The 17,241-nt window shown below is 71.5% G+C and carries 14 protein-coding genes; 10 read left to right on the top strand and 4 right to left on the bottom strand.

All coding sequences use genetic code 11. The annotated features are described in order from the left end of the window. Positions 1-55: 55 nt before the first annotated feature. From ABZZ04_RS00410 to ABZZ04_RS00400, 3 genes are all read left to right on the top strand, one after another. Positions 56-496, top strand: a complete 441-nt coding sequence (locus ABZZ04_RS00410; RefSeq protein ID WP_148836880.1) for an SseB family protein — start codon at positions 56-58, stop codon at positions 494-496. A gap of 204 nt (positions 497-700) precedes the next feature. Next, positions 701-1,657, top strand: coding sequence for a pirin family protein (locus ABZZ04_RS00405; protein ID WP_356929973.1), 957 nt, complete (start codon positions 701-703; stop codon positions 1,655-1,657). Positions 1,658-1,778: 121 nt separating this feature from the next. After that, positions 1,779-2,906 (top strand): AI-2E family transporter, encoded by a 1,128-nt coding sequence (locus tag ABZZ04_RS00400; RefSeq protein ID WP_356929972.1) that lies wholly within the window; start codon positions 1,779-1,781, stop codon positions 2,904-2,906. A gap of 32 nt (positions 2,907-2,938) precedes the next feature. Here the strand turns inward: ABZZ04_RS00400 and ABZZ04_RS00395 are convergent, their stop codons facing one another. Further along, a complete protein-coding gene (locus tag ABZZ04_RS00395) occupies positions 2,939-5,077 on the bottom strand; it encodes a SpoIIE family protein phosphatase (RefSeq protein WP_356929971.1) in 2,139 nt (712 codons plus the stop codon). Positions 5,078-5,296: 219 nt separating this feature from the next. Here ABZZ04_RS00395 and aspS point away from each other — a divergent pair, with 219 nt between their 5' ends. Continuing rightward, positions 5,297-7,117, top strand: a complete 1,821-nt coding sequence (gene aspS, locus ABZZ04_RS00390; protein WP_356929970.1) for an aspartate--tRNA ligase — start codon at positions 5,297-5,299, stop codon at positions 7,115-7,117. A gap of 64 nt (positions 7,118-7,181) precedes the next feature. On the opposite strand, the gene ABZZ04_RS00385 is transcribed toward aspS, so the two are convergent. Further along, on the bottom strand, positions 7,182-7,616 hold the full coding sequence (locus tag ABZZ04_RS00385) for a hypothetical protein (protein WP_356929969.1): 435 nt from the start codon (positions 7,614-7,616) through the stop codon (positions 7,182-7,184). Between the two features lie 368 nt (positions 7,617-7,984). Here ABZZ04_RS00385 and ABZZ04_RS00380 point away from each other — a divergent pair, with 368 nt between their 5' ends. Together ABZZ04_RS00380 and ABZZ04_RS00375 are read left to right on the top strand one after the other, a co-directional pair. Next, positions 7,985-8,812, top strand: a complete 828-nt coding sequence (locus ABZZ04_RS00380; protein ID WP_356929968.1) for a L,D-transpeptidase family protein — start codon at positions 7,985-7,987, stop codon at positions 8,810-8,812. 66 nt (positions 8,813-8,878) lie between these two features. Beyond that, complete coding sequence (locus ABZZ04_RS00375) at positions 8,879-9,460, top strand: Uma2 family endonuclease (RefSeq protein WP_356929967.1); 582 nt, start codon at positions 8,879-8,881, stop codon at positions 9,458-9,460. Between the two features lie 78 nt (positions 9,461-9,538). Here the strand turns inward: ABZZ04_RS00375 and metG are convergent, their stop codons facing one another. Next, positions 9,539-11,143, bottom strand: coding sequence for a methionine--tRNA ligase (gene metG / locus ABZZ04_RS00370; RefSeq protein ID WP_356929966.1), 1,605 nt, complete (start codon positions 11,141-11,143; stop codon positions 9,539-9,541). 148 nt (positions 11,144-11,291) lie between these two features. Between metG and ABZZ04_RS00365 the strand changes: the two genes are divergently transcribed. Together ABZZ04_RS00365 and ABZZ04_RS00360 are read left to right on the top strand one after the other, a co-directional pair. After that, positions 11,292-11,945, top strand: a complete 654-nt coding sequence (locus tag ABZZ04_RS00365; protein WP_356930238.1) for a response regulator transcription factor — start codon at positions 11,292-11,294, stop codon at positions 11,943-11,945. Next, complete coding sequence (locus tag ABZZ04_RS00360) at positions 11,942-13,156, top strand: HAMP domain-containing sensor histidine kinase (RefSeq protein WP_356929965.1); 1,215 nt, start codon at positions 11,942-11,944, stop codon at positions 13,154-13,156. Before ABZZ04_RS00365 ends, ABZZ04_RS00360 begins: the two co-directional genes overlap by 4 nt. Here ABZZ04_RS00360 and ABZZ04_RS00355 read toward each other — a convergent pair. Continuing rightward, positions 13,090-14,676, bottom strand: coding sequence for a VWA domain-containing protein (locus ABZZ04_RS00355; protein WP_356929964.1), 1,587 nt, complete (start codon positions 14,674-14,676; stop codon positions 13,090-13,092). The two genes, ABZZ04_RS00360 and ABZZ04_RS00355, sit on opposite strands and share 67 nt — an antisense overlap. Positions 14,677-15,022: 346 nt before the next feature. Between ABZZ04_RS00355 and ABZZ04_RS00350 the strand changes: the two genes are divergently transcribed. Both ABZZ04_RS00350 and ABZZ04_RS00345 read left to right on the top strand, forming a co-directional pair. Further along, a complete protein-coding gene (locus ABZZ04_RS00350; RefSeq protein WP_356929963.1) occupies positions 15,023-16,702 on the top strand; it encodes a hypothetical protein in 1,680 nt (559 codons plus the stop codon). Positions 16,703-16,802: 100 nt separating this feature from the next. Beyond that, positions 16,803-17,204 (top strand): RNA-binding S4 domain-containing protein, encoded by a 402-nt coding sequence (locus tag ABZZ04_RS00345; protein ID WP_356929962.1) that lies wholly within the window; start codon positions 16,803-16,805, stop codon positions 17,202-17,204. Positions 17,205-17,241: the final 37 nt, after the last annotated feature.

Below are 17,241 nucleotides of genomic sequence, written 5' to 3'. Positions count from 1 at the left end.
CAGTAATAAGGCGCAACCCCTCAAGGCCCCGATGTGTCCGATTACTCTTTGCGGCATGTACGGCTACGACCAGAACCCGGGTGCACAGCAGCAGATGGGTGGCGGCTACGGCGAGCAGCCGCTGTATCCGGAGCCCTCGCCGCCGTCCCTGGGGGACGCGGTGCGTGCCTTCACGACCGGCTCGCTGTCCGCCGAGGACTTCCAGCAGATCTTCGCGACGTCGAAGGTCTACTGCCCGCGCGGCGACAATCCCGGGTTCCTGGCGCTGCACAACACCCAGCAGCCGGTGATCCCGATGTTCACCACGCTCAAGGAACTGCGGCGGTACGCGGGCAAGGAGTCCAAGTACTTCGTGATCACCGGCGCCGAGGTGATCGACCTGCTGCCGACCGGCTACGGCTTCGTCCTCGACATGGAGGGCGAGCACCGCATGGTCTTCGACGCGAAGGCCGTGGAGCAGATGGTCGACTTCGCGATGCGCCGCATGTACGGCTGACGCGCCGCGCGTGCGGCCGATGTGCCGCGCGTGCACGGCCGGCGTCCTCCGGCCGGAATCGTCGGAATCGTTGGAAGAAGGGCCCGTACCGATCGGTACGGGCCCTTCTCGTCGTGCGCGGGGGCGGCGCGGGAATGGATGGGACCTTGCAGGATGTTCACCATTCAACTAAATTGGGGGAAGACCAAGCCGGAGGTGGCTCCCATGCCCGCAGTGACTGTCGAAAACCCGCTGACCCTGCCCAAGGTCGCCGCCCCGGGCGACGCCGCGGCCCGTCCCGTGCTCGCCGTCACCACGGCGCCGAGCGGGTTCGAGGGCGAGGGCTTCCCGGTTCGCCGTGCGTTCGCCGGGATCAACTACAAGCACCTCGACCCGTTCATCATGATGGACCAGATGGGCGAGGTGGAGTACGCGGCCGGCGAGCCGAAGGGAACGCCCTGGCACCCGCACCGCGGCTTCGAGACCGTCACGTACCTGATCGACGGGACCTTCGTCCACCAGGACTCCAACGGCGGCGGCGGCACCATCCGGAACGGCGACACCCAGTGGATGACCGCGGGGTCCGGCCTCCTGCACATCGAGGCCCCGCCGGAGTCCCTCGTGATGTCGGGCGGCCTCTTCCACGGCCTCCAGCTCTGGGTGAACCTGCCCCGGGCCGACAAGATGATGGCCCCCCGCTACCAGGACATCCGCGGCGGCCAGGTCCAGCTCCTCGCCTCCCCGGACGGCGGCGCGCTGCTCCGCGTCATCGCCGGTGAGCTCGACGGGCACGAGGGCCCCGGCATCACCCACACCCCGATCACGATGATCCACGCCACCGTGCGCCCCGGCGCCGAGGTGACCCTGCCGTGGCGCGAGGACTTCAACGGACTCGCGTACGTGATGGCGGGCCGCGGCAGCGTCGGTGCGGAGCGCCGCCCCGTGCACATGGGGCAGACGGCGGTCTTCGGCGCCGGTTCCTCGCTGACCGTCCGCGCGGACGAGAAGCAGGACGGCAACACCCCGGACCTGGAGGTCGTGCTGCTCGGCGGCCGTCCGATCCGCGAGCCGATGGCGCACTACGGGCCGTTCGTGATGAACAGCCAGGCCGAGCTGAAGCAGGCGTTCGAGGACTTCCAGGCCGGCCGCCTCGGCACGGTGCCCGCCGTCCACGGCATGTGAGTCCACGGGCCGCGGTGCCGGGCGTCCTCGACGGGGACGCCCGGCACCGGCGTGTGACGGCCCGTCACCCGTACGGCTCCGCAGGCGGGACACGGCCCCCGCGCCGTGGTCGGCTGGGAGGGTGCAGACCGACAAACCCCTTCTGCCCGACGCGGCGCGGCGCACGGCCGCCTGGTGCGTCGTCGCCCTGCTCGTCACCGGGGTCGCCGCAGTCGTCATCTGGCTGTGCATCATCCTCAAGACGGCGGTCACCCCGGTGCTGCTCGCGCTGCTCGGCACGGCGCTGCTCGGCCCGGTCGACCGCCGGCTGACCGCCGCCGGTCTGAAGCGCTCGCTGTCGGCGGGCCTCACCTGCGTCCTGCTCGTCGCGGTGGTCGGCGGCGCCGGGTACATCGTCGTCACCGCGCTCGTGGACACCGGCGACCAGATCGTCCGGTCGTTGAAGGACGCCGGTCAGTGGATCATCGACCACTTCGGCATCGGCGAGAACACCGACGCGGACGACCTCGTGGCCAACGCCCGGAAGATCGTCGAGAAGTTCGGCGCGAGCGCGGCGGGCGGAATCCTCTCCGGGCTCAGCCTGGTCGGCTCGCTCGTCGCCACCGGCGTGCTGGCCCTCCTGCTGACCTTCTTCTTCCTGCGCGACTCCGACCGGGCCGCGAGCCTCGCCCACACGATCGCGCCGCGCGGCACGGGGGACCTGATCGAGGCCATGGGGCGGCGGGCCTTCGAGGCCGTCGAGGGCTTCATGCGCGGCACCACGTTCATCGCGCTGATCGACGCCGTGTGCATCACCGTCGGCCTGCTGATCCTGCAGGTGCCCGGTGCGGTGGGGCTGGGGGCGCTGGTCTTCGTCGGCGCCTACATCCCCTACCTCGGGGCCTTCATCTCCGGTGCCGTCGCGGTCCTGGTCGCGCTCGCCGACCGGGGGCTGGTGATCGCGCTCTGGGCGCTGGGAGTGGTGCTCGCCGTGCAGGTGCTGGAGGGGCACGTCCTGCAGCCGATGATCCAGAGCCGTACGGTCCAGATGCACCCCGCCATGGTCATGATCGCGATCACCGCGGGGGCCAGTGTGGCCGGGCTGCTGGGCATGCTGCTCGCGGTCCCGGTCTGCGCGGCGGCCTTCGGCGCCATCGGCGAGCTGCGCGGCGACCGCCCCGGGCCGCCGGGGGAGGGCGGGCCTCCGGGGGACGGGATTTCCGGGGGCGGGCCATCCGGGGGCGGGGCCCCCGGTCCGTCCGCCGGCTGAGGGCGGGGCCTTCCGGGAACCCCGGAGCCGGCTCAGTCCTCGGGGGCCTGGGGTACGGAGTCCGCCGCCTCCCCCTGCGTGGCCCCTGCCGGCTCCGACTCCTGCAGCTCGAACCAGATCGACTTCCCCGCGCCCCGCGGATCGACCCCCCACGCGTCGGCGAGCATCTCCATCAGGACCAGTCCCCGGCCGCTGGAGGCCATCTCGCCGGGACGCCGTTTGTGGGGCAGTTCGTCGCTGCCGTCGGCCACCTCCACCCGCAGCCTCCGTTCGCCGTGCTCCCCCGTGGCCTGCGCGACCATCAGCGCGTCCCCGTCCGTGTGGACGAGGACGTTGGTGGCCATCTCGGAGATCATCAGCACCGCGGCGTCGACCTGCTCCGGGTCCGCCCAGTCGTGCAGCAGCTCCCGCAACTGCTGCCGGGCCGCCGCGATCCGCTCCGGCTCGGCCTGCGCGATGGTCAGCGCGGTGCGCCGGGGCGCCGTCTGCCGGGCCGCTCCCTCGTCGCGCCGCAGCAGCAGCAGCGCGATGTCGTCCTCCCGGCGGTCCGCCAGCGGGCCGGTCATGTAGCGCGCCGCCGGTCCGTGCACGACCTGGAGGAGGGCGTCGGCGAGCTTCTCCAGGTCGGTCGTGTGCCGCTCCATGATCGGCCGCAGCCGCAGCCAGCCGGAGAACATGTCGTGGCCGCCGGTCTCGATCAGCCCGTCCGTGCAGAGCATGATCGTTTCGCCGGGTTCCAGGGTGAGCCGGCTCGTCGGGTAGTCGGCGTCCGCCTCGACGCCGAGCGGCAGCCCGCCCTCGGTCTGGCGGATCAGCGCGGTTCCGTCGGCGGTCGTCACCACGGGGTCGGGGTGGCCCGCACGGGCGATGTCCAGCGTGCCGGTCTCCGGGTCGACCTCCGCGTACAGGCAGGTCGCGAAGCGGGGCCCGACCGCCTCCCCGTTCTCGTACGCGTCGGTGAGCCCGGACAGGAAGCGCGAGGCGCGGGAGAGCACCGCGTCCGGACGGTGCCCCTCGGCGGCGTACGCGCGCAGGGCGATCCGCAGCTGCCCCATCAGCCCGGCGGCCCGCACGTCGTGGCCCTGGACGTCACCGATGACCAGGGCGATGCGGCCGTTCGGCAGCGGGATCATGTCGTACCAGTCGCCGCCGACCTGGAGCCCGCCGCCGGTCGGGACGTAGCGGGCGGCGACCGTCATGCCCGGGATCTCCGGGCCGAGGGAGGGCATCATCGAGCGCTGGAGCCCCAGCGACAGCTCCCGCTCGGTCTCGGCGACCCCGGCACGGGCCAGTGCCTGTGCGAGCATCCGGGCCACGGTGGTCAGCACGGACCGCTCGTCCGGCGAGAACGACACCGGGTGCCGGAACCCCGCCATCCAGGCGCCCATGGTGCGCCCCGCCACGATCAGCGGCAGGAAGGCCCAGGACCGGCGCCCGAACCGGCTCGCGAGCGGCCAGGTGACCGGGTAGCGGCGGCGGTACTCCTCCGGCGAGGGCAGGTAGATCGCCCGCCCCGTCCGTACGACCTCGGCGGCCGGGTAGTCCGTCTCCAGCGACATGTCGTTGAACGGGTCCTCGTCGCCCATGCTGTGCCCGTGGTGCCCGATGACCGTCAGCCGGTCGCCCGCGACGCCGAAGACCGCCAGGCCGTCCGGCGAGAACCCGGGCATGGAGAGCGAGGAGGCGACCCGCAGCACCTCCGTGGTGGACCGGGCCTCGGCCAGCGCCCGGCCCGCGTCCAGCAGGAACGCCTCGCGGGAGCGGCGCCAGTCGCCGGTGATGGGTGTGGGCACCCCGGTGGCGCCGGGCTGCGGTTCGGTGACCTCCTGGACGGTGCCGACCAGCACGTAGCGGGTGCCGTTCGCCTCCCCGGCCGGGAGCGGCCGGGAACGGCTGCGCACCGTGCGCAGCACCCTGCCCTCGTCGTCCACGATCCGCACCAGGGCCTCGGCGAGGGTGTTCTCGGCGAACGCGAGGCCCATCAGGCCGTGGATCTCGTTCCAGTCCACGGGGTGGAAGCGGGAACGCACCACGGACTCGCGGAAGACGCCGGCCGACAGGGGAAGGCCGAGCAGCCGGGTGGCCTCCGCGTCGAGCGCGACGGTCCCGGCTCCGCTGTCCCAGCGCCACAGGCCGGTCGCCGTCGCGGCCAGGACGTCCTCGGTGCGCATTGCCCCACTTTAAGAAGATCTGCTCCGTGAACGCCACCGAGGACGGCCGCCCGGGGACGGTCGCGGAGGCCGTCCGGGGCCGGTCCGCAGGGCCTTCGGGGCGGCCCGTACGGCCCCGGACGATCCTGGCCGCGCCAATGTCAATGAACCGGTGCGGGTGCGGGCGGTAGCCTGGGGAGGCTGAATCCACCCCGAATCGCGAAGACTGGATGAACGACGATGCATCGGTACAGGTCCCACACCTGCGGCGAGCTCCGCGCCTCTGACGTCGACACCGACGTCCGGCTGAGCGGCTGGCTGCACAATCGCCGAGACCTGGGCGGCATCCTCTTCATCGATCTGCGCGACCACTACGGTCTGGTGCAGCTCGTGGCCCGCCCCGGCACCCCCGGCAACGAGGCGCTGTCGAAGCTCACCAAGGAGACCGTCGTACGGATCGACGGCAAGGTCTCCGCGCGTGGCGCCGACAACGTCAACCCCGAGCTCCCGACCGGTGAGATCGAGATCGAGGTCACCGAGGTCGAGGTGCTGGGCGAGGCCGCCCCGCTGCCCTTCACGATCAACACCGAGGACGGGGTCAACGAGGAGCGGCGCCTGGAGTACCGCTTCCTCGACCTGCGCCGCGAGCGCATGCACCGCAACATCATGCTGCGCTCGGCCGTCATCGCCGCCATCCGCTCCAAGATGGTGGCCCTCGGCTTCAACGAGATGGCGACCCCGATCCTCACCGCGACCTCTCCCGAGGGCGCCCGTGACTTCGTGGTCCCGTCCCGGCTGAACCCGGGCAAGTTCTACGCGCTGCCGCAGGCCCCGCAGCAGTTCAAGCAGCTGCTGATGATCTCCGGCTTCGACCGCTACTTCCAGATCGCGCCGTGCTTCCGCGACGAGGACGCCCGTGCGGACCGTTCGCCCGGCGAGTTCTACCAGCTCGACGTCGAGATGTCGTTCGTGGAGCAGGAGGACGTCTTCCAGCCGATCGAGAAGCTGATGACCGAGCTCTTCGAGGAGTTCGGCAACGGCCGCCACGTCACCTCGCCGTTCCCGCGCATCCCGTTCCGCGAGTCGATGCTGAAGTACGGCAACGACAAGCCCGACCTGCGCGCCAAGCTGGAGCTGGTCGACATCTCCGACGTCTTCGCCGACTCGGAGTTCAAGGCGTTCGCCGGCAAGCACGTCCGCGCCCTGCCGGTCCCGGACACCGCCGGTCAGTCCCGCAAGTTCTTCGACGGCCTCGGCGACTACGCCGTCCAGCACGGCGCCAAGGGCCTGGCCTGGGTCCGCGTCGGCGAGGACGGCACGCTGGCCGGTCCGATCGCCAAGTTCCTCACCGAGACCGACGTCAAGACCCTCACCGAGCGGCTGTCCCTGGTCCCCGGTCACGCGGTGTTCTTCGGTGCGGGCGAGTTCGACGAGGTCTCCAAGATCATGTCCGCCGTCCGCGTCGAGGCCGCCAAGCGCGCGGGCCACTTCGAGGAGGACGTCTTCCGGTTCTGCTGGATCGTCGACTTCCCGATGTACGAGAAGGACGAGGAGACCGGCAGGATCGACTTCTCCCACAACCCCTTCTCGATGCCCCAGGGCGGCATGAAGGACCTGGAGGAGAAGGACCCGCTGGACATCCTCGCCTGGCAGTACGACATCGTCTGCAACGGCATCGAGCTGTCCTCCGGCGCCATCCGGAACCACGAGCCCGACGTCATGCTCAAGGCGTTCGAGATCGCCGGTTACGACCGCGAGACCGTCGAGCACGAGTTCGCGGGCATGCTCCGCGCCTTCCGGCTCGGCGCCCCGCCGCACGGTGGCATCGCCCCGGGCGTCGACCGCATCGTGATGCTGCTGGCCGACGAGCCGAACATCCGCGAGACGATCGCCTTCCCGCTCAACGGCAACGCCCAGGACCTGATGATGGGCGCCCCGACGGAGCTGGACGAGTCCCGCCTGCGCGAGCTGAACATCCAGCTCCGCAAGCCGGTCGCCGCGACGACGAAGGACAAGGCCGACCCCAAGGACTCCGTGGCACGGGACACCGGCGCGAAGTAAGCGTCACCCGTTCCGCTTCGGTTCCACGTGAAACAGCCCCCGGCCACCTCGGCCGGGGGCTGTTTCAGTGTTCCGGCCCGGCCACCGTCCGGGCCTCCCAGGTGGCCGTGTCGGAGATGTACACGGAGACGGGCCGATCGAACCACACACCGGCCTCCGGCAGGTCGCGGACCATGGCCGGGACCTCCGGCTCGAACCTCAGCACGGTCAGGGTCTTCCAGCCGTGCGGGATCTCGTCCCACACGACCCCGAACTGCTGGGTCACGGCGACGACGGTGACCGCGACCCGGACGACGTCGCTCTCGTCCGCGCGCCGGAAGCAGCAGCCGAAGCGCCGACCGACCGGCACCTCCGCGTAGTTGTACGAGAGGAAGAGGGCGACCTCGTTCCCGGCGGGCCGGGGCAGCCCCCGGCCCATGCCCGTGAGCGCGCCCGGATCGGCACGGCTCTCCACGAGCAGGACGCGCTCGGTCCTCGGGGTCTCGTCCTCGGTCCTCATGACCGCCATCGAACACGAGACGCGGCATGCGGGAAAGCCGGTCCCGGACCCGCCGTGCTCCGACACCGTGCCGTACCCGTGTCCTGTGCCACCACCCGCGCGGAGGACGTCTGCCGTGGTGGCACCGGTCCCTGACCCGGCCTCAGTCGCCCTCCGGCTCCTCGCGGAACGGGAAGGCCCGGAACCTACACGCAAGCGACCGGCCGGGGACTTTTCGGCGCGCGGAAACGGCGGGCGGTACAGCCGTATGGCCCTCGTGCGGATTCGCGCTCGTGCGACGCGGCGTTAACTGGGGTCGGCAGCAAGAGGCGTGACGGGGAGGTCGCCGGTGCTGTCCCCCACCCATGACCGAACGCTGAGGAGTTCCCGTGTCCGTGTCCCGCCCGTCGGCTGTCCGGCGTCCCCCGTACGCCGCCCACCTCGGCGCCTGTGCCGCCGCGCTGTTGCTGCTCACGGCCTGCGGCCACACCTCCGGTACCTCCGCCGCTCCCGGCACCGCCGCCGGGGCGAGTGCCACGACGTCCGCCGGTGTCGCGGGCCCGCAGGGCGACGGGGTGAGAAAACGGGCCGCCCCCGGGCCGCGCGCGCCGATCGTCCGGCCGCGCGAGATCCCCGCGCTGGGGCCGAGGACCCGGGCCTCGATCCCGGCGGACGCCGGGCAGGTGTTCGTCGTCACCGGTGAGGACTACGACTCCAGCCGGTCCAGCGCGGTCCTCTACACCCGCGACAACCCGGCCCTCGGCTGGCAGGCCGTCACGTCCCGCTGGCCGGCCCACAACGCCCTGAACGGCTGGACCGACGAGCACTGGGAGGGCGACCTCCGCTCCCCGGTCGGCGTCTACGGGCTGACGCACGCGGGCGGCCTGCTCGACCCGCCCGGGACGGCGTTCCCCTACGACCAGGACCCGTTGTTCTCGGTGAGCGGCGAGGGGTTCGAGGGCGAGTCGCTCGAAGGGTCCTTCGACTACGTCGTCGCCATCGACTACAACCGCGTCCCCGGCGTCACCCCCCTGGACCGGGAACGTCCGCTCGGCCAGGAGCGCGGCGGCGGCATCTGGATCCACGTCGACCACGGCGGCCCGACCCAGGGCTGCATCTCGCTCCCCGAGGACCGGATGCGGGAACTCCTGAGCGCCCTCGATCCGGCGAAGAAGCCCGTCGTCGTGATGGGTGACGCGGAGGCCCTGGAGCGGTGAACCGGAAACGGGCCGGAGGACGGGCCCGTACGCTGGACGTGACCCGTTTCCCTTCAGGAGGCAGTGATGAGCGAGGCCGAGGAGAGCGCGCTCGCTCAGGGAGCCTTCGAAGTACTTGCCTGGCATGCTGCGCGGGGCGAGGAAGCACCGTGGCTGGAGTTCGTGAACGGGAAGCCGGTGCCCAAAGCCCGGTGGGACGGGGCCCGTGGGCGGATCATCGAGTGGCTGACCCGCCTGTGCCTGCGGACGGACCCCGGCAATTGGCTGTTCGCGGCACAAGGCTTGCACGTCGGTTCGTACCGCAGGGGCAACGCTCGTCCGGACGGAGCGCTCGCCCCGCTCGACACCTTCGTCGGACAGGGCGAATGGGCCGACCCCGCCGGTGTCCTGATGGTCGTCGAGGTCACCTCGTACGACGAGGACACCGACCGCCGGGACCGGGTCGAGAAGCCGCGTGCGTACGCCGAGACCGGCATTCCCGTCTACCTGCTCATCGACCGCGACACCTGTGAGGTCAAGGTGCACTCGCAGCCCGACGGGGTGAGGTACGAGCAGGTGGTGACCGTGCCCTACGGGAAGACCGTCGAGCTGCCCGACCCGGTGGGCATCGAGCTGGACACCGAACCCTTGAAGAGCTGGGTCCGCTGACCCGGACACCCGGACACCGGAAAGGGCCGGTCCCCGCGGGTGCGGGGGCCGGCCCTTCGCCGTGCGTGCGGGGGCCGCTTACGCGGGCTTCTCCTCCAGGCGGGGGAAGAGCACCGCGCCCTTCGTCACCGTCGTGCCCGCCGGGAGACGGCCCCAGGTGCCGGCGTCCTGCACGCGCTGGTCGGCCAGCGCGCCCAGGGACGACTCGGCGCCGAGGGAGTCCCACAGCTTCTGCGAGGTCTCCGGCATCACGGGGTTCAGCAGGACCGCGACGCCGCGCAGCGACTCGGCGGCCGTGTAGAGGATCGTCGCGAGGCGGGCCCGGCCCTCGGGGGAGTCGTCCTTGGCGACCTTCCAGGGCTCCTGCTCCGTGATGTAGCCGTTGACCTGCTTCACGAAGTCGAAGATCGCCAGGATGCCGGCCTGGAAGTCCAGTTCCTCGCCGATCTTCCGGTCGGCCGTGGCGACGGCCTTCGCCAGCCCGTCCCGGACCGCCTTCTCGGCGTCGCCCGCGGCGGTGGCCTCCGGGAGCGCCCCGTCGAAGTACTTGCCGACCATGGCGGCGACGCGCGAGGCGAGGTTGCCGTAGTCGTTGGCCAGCTCGGAGGTGTAGCGGGCGGAGAAGTCCTCCCAGGAGAACGAGCCGTCGCTGCCGAACGCGATGGCGCGCAGGAAGTACCAGCGGTAGGCGTCCACGCCGAAGTGCGAGGTCAGGTCCTGCGGCTTGATGCCCGTCAGGTTCGACTTCGACATCTTCTCGCCGCCGACCATCAGCCAGCCGTTGGCCGCGATCCGGCCGGGCAGCGGCAGGCCCTGCGCCATCAGCATCGCGGGCCAGATCACCGCGTGGAAGCGGAGGATGTCCTTGCCGACCAGGTGCACGTTCGCGGGGAAGGTCCCGTCGAACTTCTCCTGGTTGGCGCCGTAGCCGACCGCCGTGGCGTAGTTCAGCAGGGCGTCGACCCACACGTAGATGACGTGCTTCTCGTCCCACGGCACGGGGACGCCCCAGTCGAAGGTCGAGCGGGAGATGGAGAGGTCCTGGAGGCCCTGCTTGACGAAGTTCACGACCTCGTTGCGGGCGGACTCGGGCTGGATGAAGTCCGGGTTGTCCGCGTAGAACTCCATCAGCTTCGGGCCGTAGGAGCTCAGCTTGAAGAAGTAGTTCTCCTCCTTGAGGATCTCCACCGGCTTCTTGTGGATCGGGCACAGCTTGACGCCGTCCTCGTCCTCGATCAGGTCGCCGGGGAGCTTGTACTCCTCGCAGCCCACGCAGTACGGGCCCTCGTAGCCGCCCTTGTAGATCTCACCCTTGTCGTACAGGTCCTGCACGAACTCCTGCACCCGGTCGGTGTGGCGCTTCTCCGTCGTACGGATGAAGTCGTCGTTCGCGATGTCCAGGTGCTCCCAGAGGGGCTTCCACGCCTCCTCCACGAGCTTGTCGCACCACTCCTGCGGGGTGACGCCGTTCGCCTCGGCAGTGCGCATGATCTTCTGACCGTGCTCGTCCGTGCCGGTGAGGTACCACACCTTCTCGCCGCGCTGGCGGTGCCAGCGCGTGAGCACGTCGCCTGCGACGGTCGTGTAGGCGTGGCCCAGGTGAGGAGCGTCGTTGACGTAGTAGATGGGGGTCGAGACGTAGTACGCCGTCGCCCCCTGCTTCTCGGATCCAGTGGCCGCCATGGTCGAAATCCTAACGGCCTGCGGGAGATCGATTCACACCGATAAACCCGCTCACGGGTGCGGAGACCTTTGCGAAACATGCCTTCCCGTAGCAAAGACGCATCCTGGGAGGGAGTGGACGCGCATGCACGAGGCAGGGGACATCACGATGCGGGTACTGGTCGCCGAGGACGAGGAGATCCTGGCGGAGCTGGTCGCCACCGGGCTGCGGCGCGCGGGTTTCGCCGTCGACACGGTGTACAGCGGCGACGCCGCCCTCGCCTACCTGGGGCTGCACGACTACGACGTCGTCGTCCTCGACCGCGACCTGCCACGGGTGCACGGCGACGACGTGGCGCGGCGGCTCGTCGCCGCCGGCTCCCGGACCAGGATCCTGATGCTCACCGCCGCCGGTTCCATGGAGGACCGGGTCGCCGGGCTCGACCTCGGCGCGGACGACTACCTGGGCAAGCCGTTCGAGTTCCCCGAGCTGGTGTCGCGGGTACGGGCGCTGCGCCGCCGCAGCGCCCGCCCCGTGCCGCCGCAGCTGGAACGGCACGGCATCCGGCTCGACACCGTGCGGCGCACCGCCTCCCGGGAGGGGCGGGAGCTGGACCTCTCGCCGAAGGAGTTCTCGGTGCTCCAGCTGCTGCTGGAGGCCGACGGCGGGGCCGTCAGCGCGGAGGAGCTGCTGGAACGGGCCTGGGACGCCAACGCCGACCCGTTCACCGGCGCGGTCCGGGTCTGCATGAGCAAGCTGCGCGGGAAGCTCGGGGAACCGGCCGTGATCCGTACGGTGCAGGGTGTGGGGTACGCGCTGTGAAGTGGCTGTCGGGGGCGCCGCACTCCAGGATCCGGGCCCGCATCGCGCTGGTGTACGGCGGGGTGTTCCTGATCCTCGGCACGGCGCTGCTCACCACCGTCAACCTGGCCTCCCGGGCCGGAACGGACTCCCAGGCGCGCGACATCGCCCGCACCGCGGCCGTGATCCAGCCCGGCTACGCGGTGAACGGCCCGCTGATCACCCGGCGCAGCCTCGGACCGCCCACCGTCTACGACCTCACCGACAACGTCAGCGACGCGGCCGGGCACCAGCTGCTCATGTGGTCCGTGGCCTCGCTGCTCGTCATGACGGCGTGCGCGGTCGGCGTGGGCTGGTGGACGGCGGGGCGGGTGCTGCGCCCGGTGCACGCCATGACCGCGAAGGCGCGGCGGCTCTCCGAGCACAATCTGCACGAGCGGATCGCGTCCAGCGGCCCGGACGACGAGTTGAAGGAGCTCGGCGACACGCTCGACGCGCTGCTGGCCCGGCTCGAGAAGGCGTTCGACAGCCAGCGGAGGTTCATCGCCAACGCCTCCCACGAGCTGCGGACGCCGCTCGCCACCCAGCGGGCCGCGATCCAGATCGGGCTGGACGACCCGTCCCCGGAGGATCTCGTACGGACCCGGCAGACGCTCCTGGACAACAACCGGCGCAGCGAGCGGCTCATAGAGGGGCTGCTGGTGCTGGCGCGCAGCGAGCGCGGGCTCGCGGAGGGCGAGCGGGAGGCGGTGGACCTGGCGCACGTGGTGGCGGAGGAGACCGCCCGGCATCCGGGGGTGCGGGTCGGGGCCGGCTCCCGCGCGGTGGTCCGGGGCAACCGGCTGCTGCTCGCGCAACTGGTGGCGAACCTGCTGGCCAACGCCGTCACCTACAACGTGCCCGACGGGTCGGTGGACGTGTCGCTGACGGCGGACGGCGGCGGGGCGCTGCTGGAGGTGCGCAACACCGGGCCGGTGGTGGAGGCGGCGGACATCCCGGGGCTGTTCGAACCGTTTCGGCGGGGCGAGGGCCGGGACCGGATGGGGCGCGGTTCCGGCCTCGGCCTGTCGATCGTGCGGTCCATCGCGCTGGCGCACGGCGGTACGGTCACGGCGGTGCCGGGCCCCGGGGGCGGGCTCGCCGTGACCGTACGGCTGCCGGTGGATCAGGCGTCGGGCGCCGTCCCGCGGGCGTCGAGCCAGGCGGGGAGCGCGGCGAGCACCTCGCGGTAGAACGTGCCGTCCGCGACCTCGCGGGGAGCGGGGCCGGCGTGGAAGAACCCGGCGTTCGGGGCGTCCAGCTTCCGCAGGAAGTCGAAGCCCTTGGCGTCCTGCTCGCCGAACGCGACGAACTGGAAGAAAAGCGGCAGCCGGGCCGCGTCGGCCAGCGCCTGCCTGGAGGGCTGCTTGGCGTCCGGCGGGCCGTCCGTCTGGAAGATCACCAGGGCGGGACCGGTGGCCCCGGAGCCCTCGTAGTGCGCGACGACCTCCTCGACGGCGGCCTGGTAGTTCGTCCGGCCTAGGCGGCCGAGGCCCGCGTTCAGCTCGTCGATCCGGCCCTCGTGGTCGGCGAGGCCGACCGTGCCGGTGCCGTCGATCTCCGTCGAGAAGAAGACGACGGGGACGGTCGCGTCCTCGTCGAGGTGCGCGGCGAGTGCCACGGTGCGGTCGCCCAGGTGCTGGGCGCTGCCGTCCTTGTAGAACGGCCGCATGGAGCCGGAGCGGTCGAGGACCAGGTAGACGGTGGCGCGCAGCCCGGTCAGCCCGTGCGCCTTCAGTCCGGCCTGGGCGGCCTTGTACGGGGCGACGAGGCCGGGGGCACGCGACTTGACCCGGGCGAGGGTGAGGGCGGGCTTGGGGGCGGGGGCCGGGGCGGGCACCGAGGTCTCGGCTGCCGGGGTTTCGGCGTTCGAGGCCGGGGTTTCGGCGGCCGGGTCGGGCTCGGTGGCCTTCGGCTCGGCGGCCTCGGGCTCGACGGCCTCGGTGACCTCTGCCTCTGCGGGCTCCGGCTCGACCTCGGGCTCGGTCGCGACGGGCTCGGGTCCGGTGGGGGTTTCGGCCACCGGGGCGGGCTCGACGACGGGCTCGACGGGCTCGACGGGCTCGACGGGCTTCGCCCCGGGCTCGGCCTCGGTCGTTTCGGTGGCGGTCTCGGCCACCGGGGCCGGCTCGGGCTCCGGCTCGGGCTCCGGCTCGGGCCGTACGGACGTCGCCTCGGGCTCGGGCGCGGTCTCCGTCTCGGTCTCCGTCTCGACCTCGGCCTTGACGGGAGTCCCGGGCTCGGCGGCCTTCGGCTCGGGGGCCTCGGTGACCTCTGCCTCTGCGGGCTCCGGCTCGGGCTCGGGCTCCGGCTTCGATTCCGCGACCGGCTCCGGCTTCGGCTCCGGTTCGGCCGTCTTCTCCTCCGGGGCCGAGCCCTGCGCCGGGACCGTGGGGACGGAGGGCTTGTCGAAGGCGGCTGCCACCAGGTCCGAGGCCAGGCCGGTGCTGTCGTCGCGCTCGGCGGACAGCGGCGAGGAGGGGGCCGGGATCGTGGCCCCGGCGGCCGGGGCGGGGTCGCCCACCGGGGCCGTCGCCGCTTCCGGCTCCGGCTTCGGCTCGGCCGTCGGCTCCGCGACCGGCTTCGACTCCGCCGTCGGCTCCGACTCCGCGGGCGCGGTGCGTTCGGTCTGGGGCGGGACCGTGGCCGCCGGCGCGTCCTGCTCCGCGCGGTCACGGCCGAACACCTTGCGCAGCAAGCTCCGAATGCCCATGGGCGAGGCCTTTCGCGTGAGTTGGGTGCGATGAATGTCCGACCTGTGGGAATTGATCCCTGGCCAGGGCGGATACGTAAGGTTAGCGGCCGGATCCGGCCCTTCGTCGGCACGGCCCGCCCTGGGGAAAACGATGCGCGGACGAGCGGCGCAACGATTCCCCGCCGGGTCCTGGGGGAGTCTCCGCCGGGTCCTGTGCGCATGTCGTGCGGGCCTGATGTGCTTCGTCCGAACGCACTGACAAAGCCCTGAACTGCCTTGTTAACGTGATCGGCCGGTGCGCTTGACGTGAAGTCAGGCGCACCGTTGTCCGTTGTTCACCAGCATTGCGAAGAAGGGCCTTCACATGGGGAAACCCTCTCGTCGAGCACGTCTTGCGGCCTGTGTCGTCGCGACCGGTGCGCTGATTTCCGTACTCGCTCCGGCGGCCGGTGCCACCGCCGTCCCGGCGGCCTCCCGGCCGTCCGTCGCACCGGCGGTGGACGATCCCGTACCGGGCAACGAGGGCATGCCGGACGACGGCTTCGAGAACGAGGACGAGGGCGAGCAGGACGACTTCGCGGGGACGGAGGCCGGAACGGCCTCGGCCGCCCCGAAGGCGTCGCTCGCCGCGGCCCCCGTTCCGGGCCGGGCCGCCGACTTCAAGCTGGCCAAGGGCACCGACATCTCCGCCCTCGTCGGGAAGCTGTACGACGGGCTGCCCACGCAGGGCCTCACCGAGCTGATGGAACAGGCCAACCGGCCCGCCGGCTGGGGGAGCGACTGCGGGGACACCGGTATCTACGGCCCCGACCTGACCGCCTCCCCCCGCGTCTGCTGGAAGAGCGACGACGCCACCTCCTCGGAGTGGGTCCCGCAGGCCATCACCGGTGTGTCGGACGCGCAGGAGGACGAGGACTGGGGCACGTCCAACGCCGAGCCGATCGCCGTGGCCAGTTACGACGCGGAGAACCCGGGCCGCAGCGACTACCTCTCGGGCAAGGACAACTGCCTGCTGAGCCCGACCGGGGACGCCTGCAACGAGAAGGGCATCCGGGTCAGCTTCTTCAACCAGGCGACCAAGATGTACCGCCATGTGCTGCTGGTCTGGCCGTACATGAACTCCAAGGACCACATCTCCTTCGACGCGCTGCACGCGCGCGAGGGCAAGTGCCTCACCGAGGTGACGTCCTCCTGCGCCGCGCAGAACGGCATCCACGCCGGCGGCATGGTCTGGTACGGCAACTACCTGTACGTCGCCGACACCGCCAACGGCATGCGGGTCTTCGACCTGCGCAGGATCATGGACCTCAACCCGGACAACAAGACCGACGTCGACGACCCGACGCCGGACGGCCTGACCAGCAACGTCACGGACAAGCGCAGGGTCGGCCGGCAGAACAACGTCTGGTACGGCTACGGCTACCGCTACGTCATGCCGCAGGTCGCCACGCTGAAGTTCACCACGGCGAAGAACGGCGGCTCCACCAGCAAGAACCAGTGCTACGCCACCGGACGCCCGAAGGCCTCGTACATCTCGCTGGACCGCACCGGCACCGACCACATGGTCCTCGGCGAGTACTGCAACACCAACTCCGGCGGTACGAGCCCCGGCCGGGTCGGCACGTACCCGATGGCCGACCTGGTGGCCGCGGTCGAGGGCGCCACCGGCAAGACCGCCTCCGCCGACCTGGCCTACGGCCTGCCGACCGGCGCCAAGTTCGGCGACGAGGCGCTGTGGCACAAGATCCAGGGCGTCATGCGGTACGAGGGCAAGTGGTACTTCCACCGCAGCAACGGCTACGACAACGGGCGGCTGCTCCAGGCCACGCCGGGCACGGTCGACGGGGTCGACCAGCTCGTCGGCAACACGAAGACCCTGCAGTCGTCGTTCGGGCCCGAGGACCTCTACCTCGCGCACGGGCGCGGTGACGGCTTCGCGCCGAAGCTGTGGTCGCTGAGCGAGCACGCGCCGAGCAAGTGCGGAGCGTGCGAGCGCGAGCTGTACGGCTACAGCATGTCCGACGTCATCAGCAGCTTCGGCTGAGGCACGGAGCACGGAGCACGGAGTACGGAGTACGCGGGGGACGGGCGGGCCGGTGAACGATCCGGTCCGCCCGTCCCCGTACCGCACTACAGTCGGTCCCATGGTTTCCGGTGAGGCGCCGCAGGCGGAGGGCAGCGTTCGGGTCGATGTCTGGATCTGGTCGGTCCGGCTGACGAAGACCCGTTCGCAGGCCGCTGCCGCCTGCCGCGCGGGTCATGTGAAGGTCGCCGGTGAGCGCGCCAAGCCCGCCCAGACGGTGCGCGTCGGCGACGAGGTGCGGCTCCGGCACGCGGGCCGGGACCGGATCGTGGTCGTGTCGAAGATCGTGAAGAAGCGGGTCGGTCCGCCGGTGGCGGTGGAGTGCTTCGTCGACAACAGCCCGCCCCCGCCGCCGCGCGAGGCGGCGATCCAGGTTCCGGTACGGGACCGGGGCGCGGGGCGGCCGACGAAGCGGGACCGGCGCGAGATGGAACGGCTGCGGGGCGGCGGCCCCGCGGGCTGACCGGGGTCTGCGGACCGGGCCCACCGCTGCCGCGGCG

Source organism: Streptomyces sp. NPDC006435 (assembly GCF_040612315.1).
Classification (GTDB): Bacteria; Actinomycetota; Actinomycetes; order Streptomycetales; family Streptomycetaceae; genus Streptomyces.
Note: the sequence above shows the minus strand (reverse complement) of the source record. Positions and strands in the feature narration are given on the sequence as shown.

What these genes read in the sequence shown, in the direction of transcription:
- ABZZ04_RS00385 (WP_356929969.1), bottom strand. Translation starts at nt 7,616, where the DNA reads ATGAGGACCGAGGACGAGACCCCGAGGACCGAGCGCGTCCTGCTCGTG.
- ABZZ04_RS00345 (WP_356929962.1), top strand. Translation starts at nt 16,803, where the DNA reads ATGGTTTCCGGTGAGGCGCCGCAGGCGGAGGGCAGCGTTCGGGTCGAT.
- ABZZ04_RS00350 (WP_356929963.1), top strand. Translation starts at nt 15,023, where the DNA reads ATGGGGAAACCCTCTCGTCGAGCACGTCTTGCGGCCTGTGTCGTCGCG.
- ABZZ04_RS00410 (WP_148836880.1), top strand. Translation starts at nt 56, where the DNA reads ATGTACGGCTACGACCAGAACCCGGGTGCACAGCAGCAGATGGGTGGC.
- ABZZ04_RS00405 (WP_356929973.1), top strand. Translation starts at nt 701, where the DNA reads ATGCCCGCAGTGACTGTCGAAAACCCGCTGACCCTGCCCAAGGTCGCC.
- aspS (WP_356929970.1), top strand. Translation starts at nt 5,297, where the DNA reads ATGCATCGGTACAGGTCCCACACCTGCGGCGAGCTCCGCGCCTCTGAC.
- ABZZ04_RS00375 (WP_356929967.1), top strand. Translation starts at nt 8,879, where the DNA reads ATGAGCGAGGCCGAGGAGAGCGCGCTCGCTCAGGGAGCCTTCGAAGTA.
- ABZZ04_RS00355 (WP_356929964.1), bottom strand. Translation starts at nt 14,676, where the DNA reads ATGGGCATTCGGAGCTTGCTGCGCAAGGTGTTCGGCCGTGACCGCGCG.
- metG (WP_356929966.1), bottom strand. Translation starts at nt 11,143, where the DNA reads ATGGCGGCCACTGGATCCGAGAAGCAGGGGGCGACGGCGTACTACGTC.
- ABZZ04_RS00365 (WP_356930238.1), top strand. Translation starts at nt 11,292, where the DNA reads ATGCGGGTACTGGTCGCCGAGGACGAGGAGATCCTGGCGGAGCTGGTC.
- ABZZ04_RS00395 (WP_356929971.1), bottom strand. Translation starts at nt 5,077, where the DNA reads ATGCGCACCGAGGACGTCCTGGCCGCGACGGCGACCGGCCTGTGGCGC.